The sequence below is a fragment of the Spirosoma luteum DSM 19990 genome (genome assembly GCF_000374065.1).
Lineage (GTDB): Bacteria > Bacteroidota > Bacteroidia > Cytophagales > Spirosomataceae > Spirosoma > Spirosoma luteum.
On sequence record NZ_KB893246.1, the window covers coordinates 208,527 to 225,384 of the forward strand.

The 16,858-nt window shown below is 50.5% G+C and carries 14 protein-coding genes; 2 read left to right on the plus strand and 12 right to left on the minus strand.

All coding sequences use genetic code 11. The annotated features are described in order from the left end of the window. Positions 1 to 3: 3 nt before the first annotated feature. The 7 genes from B156_RS0105390 to ettA all read right to left on the minus strand — a co-directional run bounded on the left by B156_RS0105390 (position 4) and on the right by ettA (position 10,501). Positions 4 to 1,131 (minus strand): alpha/beta hydrolase family protein, encoded by a 1,128-nt coding sequence (locus B156_RS0105390; RefSeq protein ID WP_018618624.1) that lies wholly within the window; start codon positions 1,129 to 1,131, stop codon positions 4 to 6. Positions 1,132 to 1,290: 159 nt separating this feature from the next. Beyond that, positions 1,291 to 2,286 carry a VOC family protein gene (locus B156_RS0105395; protein ID WP_018618625.1) on the minus strand — a complete coding sequence of 332 codons (996 nt, stop codon included), beginning with the start codon at positions 2,284 to 2,286 and terminating at the stop codon, positions 1,291 to 1,293. 20 nt (positions 2,287 to 2,306) lie between these two features. Beyond that, positions 2,307 to 3,203 carry an alpha/beta hydrolase gene (locus B156_RS0105400; RefSeq protein WP_018618626.1) on the minus strand — a complete coding sequence of 299 codons (897 nt, stop codon included), beginning with the start codon at positions 3,201 to 3,203 and terminating at the stop codon, positions 2,307 to 2,309. A gap of 24 nt (positions 3,204 to 3,227) precedes the next feature. Further along, positions 3,228 to 4,091, minus strand: a complete 864-nt coding sequence (locus B156_RS0105405; RefSeq protein WP_018618627.1) for a CE1 family esterase — start codon at positions 4,089 to 4,091, stop codon at positions 3,228 to 3,230. A gap of 7 nt (positions 4,092 to 4,098) precedes the next feature. Next, positions 4,099 to 7,440, minus strand: coding sequence for a glycosyl hydrolase (locus B156_RS0105410; protein ID WP_018618628.1), 3,342 nt, complete (start codon positions 7,438 to 7,440; stop codon positions 4,099 to 4,101). A 264-nt stretch (positions 7,441 to 7,704) separates the two neighbouring features. Beyond that, positions 7,705 to 8,634, minus strand: a complete 930-nt coding sequence (locus B156_RS0105415) for a helix-turn-helix domain-containing protein (RefSeq protein ID WP_018618629.1) — start codon at positions 8,632 to 8,634, stop codon at positions 7,705 to 7,707. A gap of 199 nt (positions 8,635 to 8,833) precedes the next feature. Then, positions 8,834 to 10,501 carry an energy-dependent translational throttle protein EttA gene (gene ettA, locus B156_RS0105420; RefSeq protein ID WP_018618630.1) on the minus strand — a complete coding sequence of 556 codons (1,668 nt, stop codon included), beginning with the start codon at positions 10,499 to 10,501 and terminating at the stop codon, positions 8,834 to 8,836. A gap of 68 nt (positions 10,502 to 10,569) precedes the next feature. Here ettA and B156_RS0105425 point away from each other — a divergent pair, with 68 nt between their 5' ends. Continuing rightward, on the plus strand, positions 10,570 to 11,844 hold the full coding sequence (locus B156_RS0105425; RefSeq protein ID WP_018618631.1) for a DUF349 domain-containing protein: 1,275 nt from the start codon (positions 10,570 to 10,572) through the stop codon (positions 11,842 to 11,844). Between the two features lie 81 nt (positions 11,845 to 11,925). Next, complete coding sequence (locus tag B156_RS0105430) at positions 11,926 to 12,201, plus strand: hypothetical protein (RefSeq protein WP_018618632.1); 276 nt, start codon at positions 11,926 to 11,928, stop codon at positions 12,199 to 12,201. Here the strand turns inward: B156_RS0105430 and serS are convergent. From serS to B156_RS0105455, 5 genes are all read right to left on the minus strand, one after another. Further along, positions 12,198 to 13,484: a serine--tRNA ligase gene (gene serS, locus B156_RS0105435; RefSeq protein WP_018618633.1), complete on the minus strand. Its 1,287-nt coding sequence runs from the start codon at positions 13,482 to 13,484 to the stop codon at positions 12,198 to 12,200. The genes B156_RS0105430 and serS overlap by 4 nt on opposite strands. Before the next feature lie 64 nt (positions 13,485 to 13,548). Continuing rightward, the gene (locus B156_RS0105440; RefSeq protein ID WP_018618634.1) at positions 13,549 to 14,886 is read right to left on the minus strand and encodes an aspartate kinase; all 1,338 of its coding nucleotides are present in this window, start codon (positions 14,884 to 14,886) and stop codon (positions 13,549 to 13,551) included. 82 nt (positions 14,887 to 14,968) lie between these two features. Beyond that, positions 14,969 to 15,469, minus strand: coding sequence for a 6,7-dimethyl-8-ribityllumazine synthase (ribH, locus tag B156_RS0105445; RefSeq protein ID WP_018618635.1), 501 nt, complete (start codon positions 15,467 to 15,469; stop codon positions 14,969 to 14,971). 159 nt (positions 15,470 to 15,628) lie between these two features. After that, on the minus strand, positions 15,629 to 16,324 hold the full coding sequence (locus B156_RS0105450; protein WP_018618636.1) for a tetratricopeptide repeat protein: 696 nt from the start codon (positions 16,322 to 16,324) through the stop codon (positions 15,629 to 15,631). A gap of 67 nt (positions 16,325 to 16,391) precedes the next feature. Next, positions 16,392 to 16,634: a DUF4926 domain-containing protein gene (locus B156_RS0105455; protein WP_018618637.1), complete on the minus strand. Its 243-nt coding sequence runs from the start codon at positions 16,632 to 16,634 to the stop codon at positions 16,392 to 16,394. Positions 16,635 to 16,858: the final 224 nt, after the last annotated feature.

Below are 16,858 nucleotides of genomic sequence, written 5' to 3' on the forward strand. Positions count from 1 at the left end.
TTATTAGGCCTTCATTTTCTTCGCGACCCAGTCGAACATGTTAAATGTCTTCGTGAAATCGTCGATTTGGCAATGGGCAGAGCCGCTGCTTTCTTTGGGTACAATTTCGAGGACGTGTTCGCAGGTTAGGGCGGCATCCAGTTTGTAGGCATTTTCCACAAAATTCTGCCGGTCATCTTCCCCATGCAGGATATACGTTGGCATCGAAATTTTATCGGCCACGTCGTCCAGGGCGAATTGTTTGAGCCGCTCGCGGGCGTCGGCCATGGTAGAAGCTCCCACGATGTGCTGCACAATTTCGGCCAGAGGGTGTGTGTCGGGGCGGTTTTTCCAGATATCGTAGTAACTCCAGACGGCTCCGAAGACCATACACACCTTGAAACGAGGGTCAAAAGCAGCACAACGAGCCGCCATATACCCGCCCATCGACACGGCACCAATGCCAATCCGCGATGTATCTACGTGGTCGGCCAGGTTAGCAATGGCCCAATCCAGCACAGCCGTACCGGCTACATTATAATCATAGCGCGTCAGAATATGGTTGACCCGCAATGCATATCCCTGGCCGGGGCCATCCATTGCCAACAGGGCAATACCGCGCTCGTTGAGGTGTTGAGAAATGCCAAAATACAGTTCCTCCGCCAGGCTGTCGAGTCCCCCGAACATAATCATCAGGGGCGGGTTTTTCACTCCCGTCGGCGCAAAGAGATAGCCCGGCAATTGTGATAGGTCCGCCTGCCCGGCCTCAAACGGGACTTCCACCTGAAGGGGTTTCTGTTCGAAATGGGCAATGGCTTTCAAAAAGGCTTCTCGTGCCTTGAGATAGGTCGGCATTTTCCGGCTGTCACTGGGCTTCAAAAAAAACTCAGCCGTACGGAGGTAGTTGAACGCCCGCAGAAAAGAGCGCCGGGCCGTCACCGGGTTTTGGTTCTCAAGCGCGGTTTCGCCAATGGCATAAACGCTATTACCCATGTTGACCCACGCTTGATGAAAGCTTTCATTATCGCCGGGTGTGATTTGACTGGCTACTTCGAGGCATTCGGCAAATTCACCACCGCCGTAATGGGCCTGCGTTAAGGCGCGGTTTACCTGATAAGAGGGCATGTACTGCCCCGGAAAATAATACCACATAATTACAGGTTGTTTATAGTCATTTGCTGCACTGTCATTTGCTTCGCGTCATAGCCGGTCATTCGTTGTACTGCCCGTTGTGGCCACGCAGCTATTGAGTATCAATGACTACTATGACCATATAATGACAATGAATGACGCGCAGCAAAGCACCAGTACTTACATATCAACAGGTTTCACCACGCCGTCTGTAAGGCCCAGTTTTTTGCCTTTACCCATTTCGGCGAATGGGTTGGCATGGCCCCAGGCATCGTTTGGGTTGTCTTTGAGGTAGTGAATGTCCGGGCCGTGGTCGGGGGCAAAAATCAGGCGGGCGCAGGCGTAAAACTCGAAGAGAATACCACTGCCGGGGTCGGTGATGTAGATAAAGAATCCCTCGTCGGCCTTGTGACGGGTGGGTGCGCCCATTACGCTTTTGAAGCCCCGCTCGGTGAAGTAATCCAGCGCCAGCAGCACCTCTTCGCGGCTATCGAAGTTAAAAGCCAGGTGGTTGAACGTGCCTTCGTTGGGTTCGATGTTCGGGTCAGAAAAAACGGCCAGATCGTGCGACAGGTTACCGATGGTCCACAGTCCGCCAACTGCTGGGATTTCGTCGCTGATGCGTACTTCGTCCGGGTTCTTGAGACCCATTCCCTGCCAGAATGCTTTCTCCTTGCCGTATTGAAATTTGGCTACCATGTACGTAACGTGGTCGAACCGGCGCGGGTTAACGCCAATCCGGCGGTTGCTGGCGTATCGGTCGGCGTAGATACTGCCCCGCTGCCCGGTTTCTTTCAGCCAGACAACATCCCAGAATACTTCATGAATGTGCCCATCGGGGGACTTAAATCGGTACGCCCTGCCGTGACCCAGATCGCCATCGACCCAGCCCATACCGGCCCCCGTGCTTTCCAGATACGCCACGCATTCGTCGAGGGCTTCGGCACTATCGGCGCGCCAGCCGAGGTGGCCCATACCAGGTGTTTCGCGGGGTGATATTTTGAGCGTATGGTGAAAATAATCGCCCCAGGCCCGAAAATAAACGGAGCCATGTTCATCGCGGCCGGTTTCGTCCAAACCGACGACATCCGTGAGAAAGGTTACTGTTTCCTCAACCTTCGGACTGAACAACTCCAGGTGCGCCAACTGTGAGAGGTAATGGGGATTCTTAGCCATTTTAGTACGTTTTTAGGCGTTTAAGGTTTTGCTTTAGTGAGAAATCCATTCAGGTTCAGCCAGTCGCCGAAGCGGTCAATCCAGGTATCAGTGGGTAGGTTCTGCTTCCGCATGCCAAACCCGTGCCCCCCCTTTTGGTAGATATGCAGTTCGGCCGTTTTTTTGGCCGCCAGCCAGTCATTATAGAGCTTTGTACTATGCGGAGCCAGCCCAAGCTGATCGTCAGATGCGGCACAAACGAACAGGGGTGGTGCATCGACCGGAACGACTTGTTTGGCTATAGCCATCTCGCCGAGATAGGGGTAAATTGGGGCCAGAAAATCGGGTCGATTAGCCGCGGTGTAGTCAAAGCCAACGCCCATTGTAACGGTACCACCCGCCGAAAAACCCATGAAGCCGATCCGGTTCGGGGAAAGGTTAAATTCTTTAGCGTGCTGACGAACGTATTCCATGGCCCGTCTACCATCGGCAATGGCGAGTGGGATGACGGGCGCGTTCTCTTCGTCTAGCTTCTTGAAGTCCGCCATTTTAGCCATCAGTTCGCCAACCGGGTCATTCGTCAGGCTATGGACGACACGATATTTGAGCACAAAAGCGGCCACCCCTTTCTCGTTGAGCCATTTGGCCACATCGACACCTTCTGAATCAATCGACAGCGTATGAAACGCGCCCCCCGGTGCCACAATGACCGCCGTTCCGTTGGCCCGGTCGGGGCTGGGCAAATAAGCCGTGAGGGTTGGGGTCGATACGTTGTAGACAACGCGCGTTTTGAACATGTTGGTCGTGTTCTCGGCTTCCTCCCATGTCCAGCTTTCGGAGCCCGGCGCTTTACCATCATACAGTTTAATGACCCGCTGCGCCTGAACAAATGGGCCTATAAGCAGGCCCAGCCCAATGGCTAGGAAAGATAGTTTCATGCTTGTTAGTGGGTGTTACAGGTGTTACAGTTGCCGCTTAAAGAAGGCCAGTGCTTCCAGATAGACGTTGATATCGTTGGGGTAATCGTGCTTGCCGTTAAGCACTTTCAACAGGGTCACCTCGGGCTTGCCTTTTTGGCGGTAGGTGTACTCTTCAATGGTTTTCCCGTCGGCAGGGTCAGTATCAGGCAAGAGTTTCTTCATTGGTTCACCCGTATAACCGGCCAGCGTCGACCAGTAGCGAAACGTCCGATCGGTAGACCGAACGAAGCCCAGATTCATTTGCGGCCCCAGTTTCACTTCACCACCGTCGTAAGGATTTATGTTGTCGGCCGTGCCGTTAATGATCAAAACGGGTAGCGCCACCCGTTTTTCCGGGCAGTCCAGGTTGTTGGTATCGGGCAGATTGGCGATGATGGCCGTAATGGCCCGGAAGCGTTCGGGCATGGTCAGCGCGAGTTTATACGCCATGTGCCCACCCCCCGACGTACCGACTACGAATACCTTCTTTTCCTCAATTTGGTACTGTTTTTTGAAGTAGTCGATCATGGCTGCGAAGAAGGCATCTTCGTCGATATTAATCGTATTAGCCTCCGCCGGGGATGATTTACGGCACTCATTCCAGTACTTTTTGTAACCGTCGGGATAAACCAGCAATAGGTTTTCGGCCGGGGCAACGTCTTCCAGTTTTTTGGCTCCGGGTCTGTTCTGCACACCAGTACCGCCAGACCCGTGCAGGATGAAAATCAGGCTTGCCTTAGGATGGGTCGGTTTCAGAAAATGAAACGAGCGGACGTGTCCATCAACCAAAAGTGAGTCGTTGATTAGCTGGCTTTTAGCCGAAAGCGCCGTACAGAGGATGAGGGTAGCCAGTGCGTATTTTAGCATAACGGATTTATTTAGCGATGAGCGTTACCGGTCCCAGCAGGCCCGAAGGCAGCAGCGGTGAATCGGCTTTGTAGAAAGGCATTGTGGTGAAGGTTATCTTGTTAGTTACACCGGCGGTCCCGCCTTCGGGTTGAGCATCGCCAATAAGCCGGTTTACCCACAGATTGGTAACCTTTATTTCCAGGGTGTTGGTCCCTGTTTTGAGCGCGTCGGTCACGTCGATGCGGAATGGCTTTTTCCAGATGATACCCACGTTTTTGCCATTCACGCTCACCTCCGCCATATTCTTCACATCACCCAGGTCCAGCATATAGGTATCCCCCTTTTTCACCGACGGCACGTTGACTGTTTTCGTATAGGTTGCGGTGCCGGAGAAGTACATGATGCCCTTGTCCGGGTTCGTGGTCCAGGAATCCAACTGGCTGAACGTAGCGGTTGCCGGTGCGCCACGGCCCTCCTGAAACGATACGCTCCAAGGCCCGGAAACCGTAGCGACCGTCTTTTCGACCGATTTTGGCACGTTGAACGCCGTTGCCGTTGCCTTATTCCTGAACAGGATGAAATACGCATCCCAGGGCGCAAACTCCAGCGATATGATGGTACGTCCGTTCTCGATGCGGTACGATACCCGTTCAGTTTTCCCCGTTTGTGGATTCCACCGTTCGGGGACCATGCCCGTTACGCGGAAACTGATGTCGGCCGCATTCGGGTTTTCGCTGCGGCTGTTGAGCCAGTACAGATCGACCGTCTGTGGCGTTTCAACCTGCCGATGGACGTATAAAATGTTAGCGTTGGCGTTTTTGACGATCACGTCCTCCGGTATGTCCATTTCCTTCAGCACCTCAGCTACGGGTTTGCTAGATACCGTTGGCTGGCTCCAGATTTGGTTAGCCAGCGTATTGAATGCCGCCGGGTCATCGCTCAGACTGGGTGAGCGTTCGGGTTTCGCACCTACCACGTGAATGCCCGCACTAGCCAGTTCGCCGATTTTTTTCAGGACGGGCAACGTCATATAGCGTGCTGAAGAGTCGAGTGCCAGCACCCGATACGTCATACCGCTGGGTGCTACCAGGCGGCCATTTTCCGCCTTAATAGCCTCCCGAATAACCGTTGAGTTGGCAAAATCGAACTCGTAGCCGGTTGGCAGCGTGGGTAGTTTCTGGGCGCAGATCTGAGTAATGTTGTTATTTTCGCCGTAGTAGTAAAGAATGTCAACGACTGGTTTTCCCTGCTGCAACAGGTACGAACTACGGCTCAGGTAATCAACCCAAGCTTTGGCGGGTTCGGCCCAGGTTTCTTGCCGGGTGAAATACTGCCCAAACGGCCCCAGCGAAAAACCGGGTTTTTTATCAGTCAACGGCTGGTGTACCGAGGTATGAATCACGAACCGGTTCAGGCCCGACGCCAGTTCCATATCGGCGGTGCGTTTGAGTTTTTCGGGATGCCAGCTAAAGGCGTTCATAATGGACGTCATTGACTCGGCCGCTACGAGGTTTTGCCCGTAAATGTGCGCCACCGATGCCGTTTCCCGAATATCGGCCTTACTGCGGTTTTCTTCTTCAGCCCCCCCGGCCAGGCTGCCGGGTGTCCACATGGCTCCCATCGGAACATCAGCTTTGCGTTTCACGTCCATGCCATCGGCCAGGTAGATTCGCCCGTTTTCATGCGATTCCGTGTAGCGTTTCATACTGCGCTTGTGCAGCGCATCACCAATGGCCTCGTAATGGTTTTCGACAATCAGTTCACCAATCGTCTTGCGGAAATCCCACAGAAACCGTTCACTGGCTTCGGCACTTTGTATAATCCGGCCTGTGAGCACTGGAAGCCAGAGTGTGAGGTCGTAACCCCGGCGACGCTTGAACTCATCGGGCATATTTTTAGTCCAGGTCATATGCCCGGCCTCGTAACTATCCAGAACCATGTACTGCAAGCCCTGCGCCCCCATCATACCTCCGGTGGCATCCTTGTACATGTCCAGGTAGGTTTCTATGTACCGCAGCACGGCGGCCTTATCGAGTTTATCCACTTCCAGACCAGTAGCTTCGGGCGAAGCGGGGTGATTTTCACGGCCTGTAATCGAGTAGCCCAAGCGTACAATTACCCAGTTCCCGGCTGGCACCGTCCAGTTTAACGTACCGTCTGTGCTCATTTTACCCGTCAGATCAATCACCTCCTCCGTTGGAATGGCATCGGCGTTCGGCTTTATCAGCGAGTGCGTACTTTCAGACCAGGGTGTAAAACCCGCCTTTTGCTCAAAGAGGTCTACCCGGTCGGTGTTATGCAGCACCAGCTCGGCCACGGGTATTCCCTGCGGCTTGCCGGGTTCAGCACTCCCTCCGAACATGGCGGCAAAGGGGCTACTCTGAGACTGCTCAGTTTTAAATGTGAACCGAAAGTATTTGGCCGTTGTGGGTAAAATACCCATGGTACTTTGTGGCATGGTAGAACCTCGGATGATGACTACATCGCGAAATTTCACCCCATCATCGCTCACTTTCAGGGAGCGGTTATCAGGCATTCCCCGAAATTCCGCCAACTCACCCGCCGGGGGCGAGCCTACGATGGTAAATGCTTTAAATGTCTGTGGCTGATCAAAGGCGTACTGAATCCACATATCCTGCCCTACTTCTACGGGCGGCAGCATGGTGGTTTTCGCCAGGTCACCGTCAGTTAATTCAGCAAGGGTGAAGGTCCCCCCGCTCGACGTTATGGTTGGGTTAAGCTCCGACAACTGTTTTTCGGCGGCAGGCAGGCGATAGGCGATTACGGCCGCATTAGCATAGTAGCTGGGTATATCTTTCGGCGGGCCACCCATTATGGTAGAGGCTGTCAGTGGAACATTCTGAAACTTGCCCGTTGCTGTGGGTGGCTGCGCCAGCTTACCAGCAAAAGGCTGACCACCGGTAACCCGCGTTTCACTCCAAACGTACTTTTTCATGGCGTCGGCGGGAGGTACCCATGGGCCACCCGTCACGCTCCAGCCCGGCGAGCCGGCAATAGCCATTTCGAGATCAAGTTTACTGGCCAGATTCGTCGTGAATTTGAACGCATCCTTCCAGTCGGGCGTCATGAATACCAGTTTTTTGGGCACGACTACCGGTGTAAACAGGCTGGCGTCGAAGTTCTGAAATCCACCGATTCCTACGCGCTTCATCCATTCAAGGTCTTTCTGAATGCCTTCTTTGGTAATGTTGCCGTTCATCCAGTGCCACCACACGCGGGGCTTTGCCGCATTGGGTGGGGTCTGAAAATTGTGCTGTAACGGAGATTGCGCCTGCGCCATCAGAAAACCGGTCAGGCAAAGAAGTATACTGATAGATGACCTCTGAAAATGGGTGTAAAATCTCATAAACGTTATTAGTTAAGGATGCTCTTGGTTGCTGAATTATCTTTTGTAGCAACCTCTTCCGAAAGGCTCCTTGTATCAGTTATTACCTGAATGACAGTTAATGAAACTCATAAGGAGTCTTATACATCGCTTGCTTCGATGTCCTACTTCATTTGTATAATTACGTATGAGAAAAGTCGTAGAAGATCAACAGTTCAGGAATAAGCAAAACTACCACCCACGAAGTGCAATTTTTTATCAGAATCAGGCTATAGGTAGTCAAAATCAATCAACCTGCTGATACTCCCTGGGTGTCATCCCTGTTTTTGTTTTGAAAAATCGCCCGAAGTTACTCGGGTCCTGTCGCCTAATCCGATAGGCAATCTCACTGATGCTAAGGGTTGTCTGACTAAGCAGTACCTTAGCTTCTAGCAGAATCATTTCGTCCAGTAAATCCCGTGCCGACTGCCCGGTAATCGTTCTGACGCACTTGTTCAAATGATTGGGCGAAATATGAAGTAGTTCAGCATAATCAGCTACGTTTTGCTTTTCGTACACGAATTCGGACAGCGCATTTTTGTATTGCTGTGTCAGACGCTGCGCGGCAGTATCCGCCTGGTCAGGGGTAGTAGAGGCAGTTGCAGGCGTAGTCTGTTTCAATTCAAAGAACAGGGCGAGCAGATATATCCGGAAGATATCAATAGTGGGGTTGCATTCTCTCTGGTACTCTGCTTCCAGCCTGGCAAGCAAGGGAATAATATTCTTAAGCTTTTCTGTATCAATAGATACCAATGGATTACCTACAAAACTAAGGAATGAGAATTCATTCTCCAGGTCTTGCTTCTGCCAGCGCCGGGTTAAAAGATTTGTATCGAAGTGACAGTAGTACCCCCGGATATCTTCACTCATCCATTCATCGAAACTAATCTGATGGGCGGGTAATAAGAAGAAGGTATTTGCAGGAACGGTATAGCTGGTTAGCCCCTTCCGGCGTACCATACTGCCGTGGGTAACCAGAATAAAATCGACGACGGTTTTACGGTGGGGAGGCATCGGAAATTGTAATGACTGACGCACTGTTTCGATCCGATTAATATGAAACGTACTGTGATAAGGTCCTTGCTTTGCTACCCCTTCTGACTGATAAAACACCGTTTCACTCAGTGTGTCGGGCGTTAGGGTTGGTACCCGTTCTGGTTTGACTCCTTTGCTCATGAATCCTGGTAGTGTTTCTCCCTGCTTAGTTCAGAACTAGTATTGACGATGGAATCCACCTTCACAATCAATCAAACAAAAAAGGCACGCACACCAGCTTCTACTGGTATACGTGCCTTTTCGCTCAACGATTTTTCGTTTCACTTACTCATTAGCTTGTTCAGATTGAGCTGTAATTCCGGGTAACAAGTATCTGGTTCTACACGATCTTCCTATACTTGATCCGGGTCGGTGTTGCATCTGACCCCAATCGTTTACGTCGATTCTCTTCGTACTCAGAGAAGTTACCCTCGAACCAATATACCTGCGAATCACCTTCAAAGGCTAGAATATGGGTGGCGATCCGATCAAGAAACCAGCGGTCGTGGCTGATGACAACGGCGCACCCGGCAAAGTTTTCCAGTCCTTCTTCCAAAGCCCGCAGGGTGTTTACGTCCAGATCGTTCGTTGGCTCATCCAATAACAGGAGGTTAGCCCCTTCCTTCAAAATCATAGCCAGGTGAACCCGGTTGCGCTCCCCCCCCGACAGGGTACCGATTTTCTTTTCCTGGTCGGCCCCGCCGAAGTTGAAACGGCTCACGTAAGCGCGGGCGTTCGACTGCTTGCCGCCCATCATAATCCACTCATTTCCGCCCGATATAGTTTCAAACACCGTTTTGTTCGGGTCCAACCCATCGTGCTCCTGATCCACGTACGCTACCTTCACAGTTTCACCCACATCGAATGTGCCCGAGTTGGGTTTGTCGCGACCGGTAATGAGCTTAAATAGCGTGGTTTTTCCGGCTCCGTTGGGACCAATAATACCCACGATACCACCTTGCGGCAGGCGGAAGCCCAAATGTTCGAATAGCAGCCGGTCGCCGAATGCTTTGGATACATCTTCAGCTTCTATTACTTTAGCCCCCAGTCGTGGTCCGGCCGGTATAAAGATTTCGAGTTTATCGTCTCGACTTTTTGCGTCTTCGTTCAGCAGCTTTTCGTAAGCACCCAATCGGGCTTTCGACTTGGCCTGACGAGCTTTGGGAGCCATTTTTACCCATTCCAGTTCGCGCTGAAGGGTTTTCTGCCGCTTGGATTCGGTCTTTTCCTCTTTAGCCAGTCGATTTTGCTTCTGCTCCAGCCAGGAGGAGTAATTACCTTTCCAGGGGATACCCTCGCCCCGGTCCAGTTCCAGAATCCAGCCCGCTACATTATCCAGAAAATACCGGTCGTGCGTTACGGCAATGACCGTTCCGGTATATTGCCGGAGGTGTTCTTCCAGCCACAATACCGATTCGGCATCGAGGTGGTTAGTCGGTTCGTCAAGCAGGAGTACATCCGGCTGTTGCAACAGTAACCGACACAGGGCGACCCGGCGTTTTTCCCCCCCGGAGAGTGTATCAATTACCGCGTCGGACGGCGGACAGCGCAGGGCATCCATGGCCCGTTCGAGCTTTTGATCGAGTTCCCAGGCATTGTGGTGATCCAGTTTTTCCTGTACCTCACCCTGCCGGGCCAATAATTTGTCGAAGTCGGCATCGGGGTCGCCAAAAGCTTCGTTTATTTCATCAAATTCCTTCAGTAGATTAACCACTTCCTGAACACCCTCTTCTACAACCTCACGAACGGTTTTACCGGCTTCGAATATTGGCTCCTGATCGAGCATACCAACGGAGTAGCCAAGTGAGAATACTACCTCGCCCGTGTAATTTTTGTCCAGTCCCGCAATAATGCGTAGCAGGGTAGATTTTCCAGAGCCATTCAGGCCGAGAACACCAATTTTTGCTCCGTAGAAGAAGGAAAGGTAAATGTTCTTTAGGATTTGTCGGTTAGGCGGAATATTTTTACTCACACCAGCCATAGAGAAAATTATAGTTTCCTGGCTCATTAATTTCTGATAGATTTGTGGTTATTCCTCAAATTTAACCCGCAGCGCAGCTTTAACCAAGTATAGTAATGGAAAACGCTTCACTGGTAGATGAATACGGTTACGTCAAAGACGGAAAGGTATTTTTGAAAGGCTACCTGAATTACGAAGATCGCCAGATTGGCGAAGTAAAAAGAACCGAGCAGGAAGCGCTCGATTATTTTAAGAATCGCTTCATCATCGCTGAGAGTAAAGTCAGCCAGTTAGAGAACGATATTACCGAAGCCCAGAACAAGGGTTCGTACCTCACAAAACTGGTTCAACTCCGCAAGAAGTTACTAAACTTCGACGCACTCGGTAACTTTCCACCCCTGATTGAACGGCTGGATGCTCAGGAACAACTGCTCGCCGAATTAATTGCGGTCAACCAGCGGAAAAATCTCGACATCAAGCAGGCCCTGCTCGCCGAGGCCACCGCTATTGCCGACAGCACAGAATGGCGCGAAACCGCCGATGCCCTTCAGGAAATCAAGACTAAATGGATTAAAACGGGACCGGTCGATAAAGCAGTTGACCCCGACATTGAAGATCAGTTTCAGGAACTACTGGATGGTTTTTTTACGCGCAGGCGTGAGTTTTTCAACGAGCAAAACAAGGTTATTCAGGAACGGCTGGACAAATACGACGAGCTTATCCGGCTGGCCTTCCGGGCCAATCGGCTGGGCGATCTGGATGCAGCTTTTCAGGAAGTCCGTAAGCTTAACAACGCCTGGAAAGCGGTTGGCGAGGTACCCATTAAAAAAAGTGGTAAACTGTACAAGCAGTTCAAGAAAGCCACGACCATGTTTTATACCAAGTACAATGATGTGAAAGGCATTGTGCTGGTACCGAAGATTGATCCTCGTTTGGAGCAGCAAATGAAGATGGCGGACGAAGCGGAACAACTCGCGAAACAATCCGATATTTTTGCTGCTGCCGAACGAGCCAAGGTATTACTGAATAGCTGGAAAGAAGTTCGGGTACCGTTTAAGTTGCAGGACAAAGTGGTCAATGAACGATTCCGGGCCGCCTGCGACAAAATCTTTGAACTGAGTTACCTCGGTCGTGTACTTGCCCGGAAATATCCGGCTTTTGAATTAAAAAGCCAGTCAGAACAGGTTCGGACAAAAATCCGGGAGATGGATTACCTGGTGAAACGGGAGAAAAACGACCTGCAATTTGCCTTGCAGGATGCCGATGGACTCGACCCGAACAATGATGCCGATAAGCAGGTGTTGAATAAAATTAACACACAGAAACGCAAAATTGCCATGAAGGAAACCATCCTCCGTGAGTTGCAGAATGAACTGGAAAAGCTAGTATAGACATCCTGTCCTTGTTAAAACGTGAAACGTGCCCCGGCGAGAACTAGGGCACGTTTCACGTTTTAAGGGTGTTCTATCTATATGGAAACAAACCCAAATCAATCTGACTTTACTTCGTCCGAAACCGACTTTCGGGCGGCTATTATTCCCGGCAAGTTCGTTCGCCTTGAATACCTGAGCGAATTGAACGAGTTCATCAAAACAGACGTAACCATTAAGCAACTCGTTAAGGAAGGTACTACCAACTGGCTCGAGCTGGCAACTGGCGAGATGATTCCGCTGGACCGCGTTGTTAGTGTTTCGGGCAACTTATCGCCCCATTATCCGGGTTACGGCAACTACTCCTGCGACTGTTAGTCAATCATATCAAACCCGCAGTAGGGCACCAGCACTTTCGGAATGCGGATGCCTTCCGGGGTCTGATTATTTTCCAGAATGGCGGCCAGAATACGCGGCAGAGCCAGTGCTGATCCGTTCAGGGTATGCAGTAACTGCATCTTCCCCGCAAGCTTAGAGCGAAGTTTAAGCCGGTTGGCCTGGTAGGCTTCAAAATTTGAAACGGAGCTAACTTCCAGCCAACGCTGCTGAGCCGCCGACCATACCTCCATGTCGTATGTCAGGGCTGATGTAAAGCCCATATCGCCCGCGCAAAGCCGTAACACCCGGTAGGGTAGTTCCAGTTTCTGTAGCAGGCTTTGTACGTGCAGACTCATTTCCTCAAGAACTGCGTACGAGTTTTCCGGCTTCTCGATGCGCACTATTTCTACTTTGTCGAACTGGTGCAATCGGTTCAATCCCCGAACGTGGGCACCCCACGAACCCGCTTCGCGCCGGAAACAGGGGGTATAGCCCACATTTTTAATTGGTAACTGATTTTCCGGCAGAATCACATCCCGGTATATGTTCGTAATAGGAACCTCGGCGGTAGGAATCAGGTAGAGCTTATCTTCCGGCATGTAATACATCTGCCCTTCTTTGTCCGGCAGTTGCCCCGTCCCAAATCCCGAATCTTCGTTGACCACAATGGGCGGCTGTACTTCCATATAGCCAGCCTTCATGGCCTCGTCTAGAAAAAAGTTAATCATGGCCCGCTGAATCCGAGCTCCTTTTCCCCTGTACACTGGAAAACCCGCCCCTGCAATTTTGACACCCAGTTCAAAATCAATCATAGGCCCGGCGTCGCTACCGTACTTTTTGATGAGTTCCCAATGGGGCAGGGCTTTGTCGTGCAGAACCGGTTTCTCACCATGCTCCAGCACCACTTCATTATCATCGCCCGAACGACCTTCAGGAACGCTGCTATGTGGCAGATTAGGAATGGTGACCAGAACCGCCTGTAAATCGACTTCGATTTGACGAAGCGAATCGGCAAGTTCTTTCGAGCGAACTTTCAACGCTGCTGTTTCTAATTTGGCCCCTTCAGCCGCTGTTTTATCCCCGGCCTTCATAAACGCACCAATCTGGCCCGCTTTCGCATTGGACTGGGCTAGCACATCATCAAGTTCGCGCTGCGTATCACGCCGTTGCTGGTCCAATGTCAGTACCTGGTCAATACTGGCTTCGGCACCGGAAAAATTTCGTTTGCCTAGGCCTGCTATGGTTGCTTCTTTATTATCGCGTATAAATGGAAGTTGCAGCATTAGTCTATAATGATAAGTCGTTTTCTAACGGCGATTAGTGCTACTGTTAGAAGGTGAGTTGAATCTATGCCAAAAAAAGTCCATCGTTCAACGCATTCAATGCCTGGGCTTTGTACTGACCATGTATCAGTAATGACAGATTACTTTCCGTTCCACCGTACGAAATCATTCGGATAGGAATGTCCTGCATGGCATTGAACACCCGAACGGCTACCCCCTTGTTGTCGGCACTGAAGTTACCGACAATGCAGATAATTGTTTGGTCGTAGTCAGGCTCTTCCAGCGTACAGAACGTATTGAGTTCATCCGTAATCTCCTGAATGCGCTCCGTGTTATCAATCGTAACGGATACTGACACTTCCGATGTAGCCAGCATATCAACGGGTGTTTTGTACTTCTCGAAAATCTCGAAAATCCGGCGCAGGAAACCATAGGCATTCAGCATCCGGGTCGAGTGAATATACAGGGCCGTAATACCATCCTTGGCCGCAATTGCCTTGAATATCTGTTGCTGAGCCGTACCGGCGGTATGGTCGGAGATGAGGGTACCCGGTGCTTTCGGTTCCATCGTGTTTTTTAGCCGCACGGGCACACCAAACATCCGGGCGGGGGTAATGGTAGATGGGTGCAGTATTTTAGCGCCGAAATACGCCAGCTCAGCCGCTTCGTCGAAAGTCAACTCCCGAACGGGGAAGGTGTTTTTTACGATACGCGGGTCATTATTATGCATCCCGTCGATATCCGTCCATATCTGAATTTCCTCAGCCCGAACGGCTCCACCGATCAGCGAAGCTGTATAATCAGATCCACCCCGCTTCAGGTTATCTACTTCGTCGCGTGGATTCCGGCAGATGAAACCCTGCGTAACGATAATTTGCTTATCGGCGTGCGGGGGCAAGATTTCAGCCAGCTTTTGCTCGGTATAGTGGATCTCAGGCTCATTGTCGGCGTCAATCCGCATGAACTCCAACGCAGGTAATAAAGCAGACGACACATTTTCCTCGGCCAAATAAGCCTGAAAAAGCTGCGTACTAAGCAACTCCCCCTCGGCCACCAGTTCTTTTTCCTGTTTGAGGGTAAATGGCTTGATACCTGTTAGTGAGCGGATAAAGGAGAACTCGGCCTCTATAATTTTTTGCCCGGCCGCCTTACCGTCGGTCGTTTTGTAGAGTTCATCCACAAAATGACCATAATGCTCGATGAGCGAATCAATTTTTGCATTCGCATCAACATCATCGTTCACTTTGAGGGCTTCGCCAATGCTCAGTAATGCATTTGTTGTACCCGCCAGGGCCGAGAGAACGACAATCTTATGGGTATTGTCTTCCGTTATCAGTTTACGAATAGACTGCATCCGCTCGGGCTTCCCGACCGACGTGCCGCCAAATTTCCAGACGTGCATATTAGTGAAAGAGTGAATGAGTGAGAGAGCGAAAGAATTAAAAGCCGTTCAGCGCCCTTTCATTCTTTCACTCTCTCACTCTTTAAATTTTACTGTATACCTGTTCTTTTAAACCAATCATTTTAATAGCGGTAATGGCCGCTTCGTCACCTTTGTTTCCGTGGATACCGCCCGCCCGGTCGAGTGCCTGCTGCTGGTCATTGGGTGTAAGTACCCCAAAGATGACAGGTTTCCCTGTTTTCAGGCCAACGTTTGTCAGGCCCTGCGCCACTGCGTGGTTTATGTAATCATTGTGCTTTGTTTCACCCTGAATAACACAACCCAGTGCAATAACGGCATCTACTTTATCCTGCTGAGCAAACCACTGCGCGCCCAGACTCAATTCATAACTACCCGGCACATTGCCGCGGATAATATTTCCCGCTAGGGCCCCGTGCTGAATCAGCGTTTGGTAAGCCCCGGCAAACAACGCTTCGGTAACGTCTGTATTCCACTCCGATACCAGTATAACAAAACACCGGTTGCTAATATCGGGCAGTTCATCCGTTGAAAAAACGCTGAGACTCTTATTGGTAGATGCCATACAATTTAGTGTTCCGGACGTAGCCATCCGGATATTGCTTTAGTTACTTGTTATTTCCAGACGTGCCCCACTCCGGCGTACCGGTCCGGGATACTGAATAAAAAAGGACAAAACCGGTTTCGGCTTTGTCCTTTGCAGTATTGAGTTAGTCAAGTACGCTTACGACTCACCGACAGTGGCTTCCAGTACGGATTTATACTTTTTCGCACTGGCCGCTTCTGCCGACTGGCCGTATTTTTCGATTATCTCGTTATACGTCGAGATGGCTTTATCGTTCTGCTTTGCCTGCTCGTAGGCAACTGCCAGTTTCGTCAGGTAGCCGGGTGTAAAATATTTGTTGGGCTTATAATCGGCTGCTTTCCGGTAATGGTCAGCCGCTTCATCATAACTTTTCTTTTCCATATAGGCATCACCTACAAGCGCATAGGCCCGAGCCTGAATCAGCAAATCCGACGAACTAAAATCGTTCAGATGCGCAATGGCTTCATCGTATTTCCCCTCTTTCAGCAGCGCAACACCAGCGTAGAACTCAGCCAGATTACCGGCCTTCGTGGCACCATAATTATCCGCTACGGATAAGAGACCCGGAGTTTTACCGTCTCCGTTGAGAGCTACCTTGGGCGAATCGGCTTCCAGTTGGTAAACCGATGGGAATAATTCGGCCTGAGCCGTTTCGTCCTGGGTGCTTACGTAATACTGATAACCGAAGAAACCAACGATTGCTAGAACGATAGCACCTACTATACCGAAAATGATGGTTCGGTTCTGTTCAAAAAAATCTTCAGCCCGCTCTAACTGACCGGCCAGCGCGTCCGGGTCTTCTAAAAACTCAAGTCCGGTGTTCTTCTTGCTCATGCTTTTGCAATTTGGAGTGCAAAATTAGAAATATTTAGCATTGCGGAAAAGGGTAAGCGTCAAAAGTTTACGAATCAGCGGGTTCCTGTAGGGTCATATCCCGTACAGCCATCATTTCTGATGGTCGAATTCCCCGAATCTGATGCGGTAACAGCGTTTCTACAGCTACCGATTCGCCCGTCAACGTGGCAAACTCTACTTCAAACGCTCTGTCTTCTCCGTAAACGGTTAAGACTGTTCCAACATCTCCTGCTTTTAACCGCCTGTTTGCCAAATCTTCTGTAAGCACAACTAAATCAAATTCGCTCATATATACATTACTGCCTGTTTAAAAAATAAAAACGCTCAGCTAGAACTCTTGTTATATTGAATTTGACTTAACTTTGTCCCGCTAATCTTATGAAGGGGTGCCCTAAAACAACGGGCTGAGATTATACCCATTGAACCTGCGCGGGTAATGCCGTGAAGGGAAATGTAATCATGAATCGTGTTCATGACTATTTACCAACCAACTATCTATAACCAGAGGTAGGT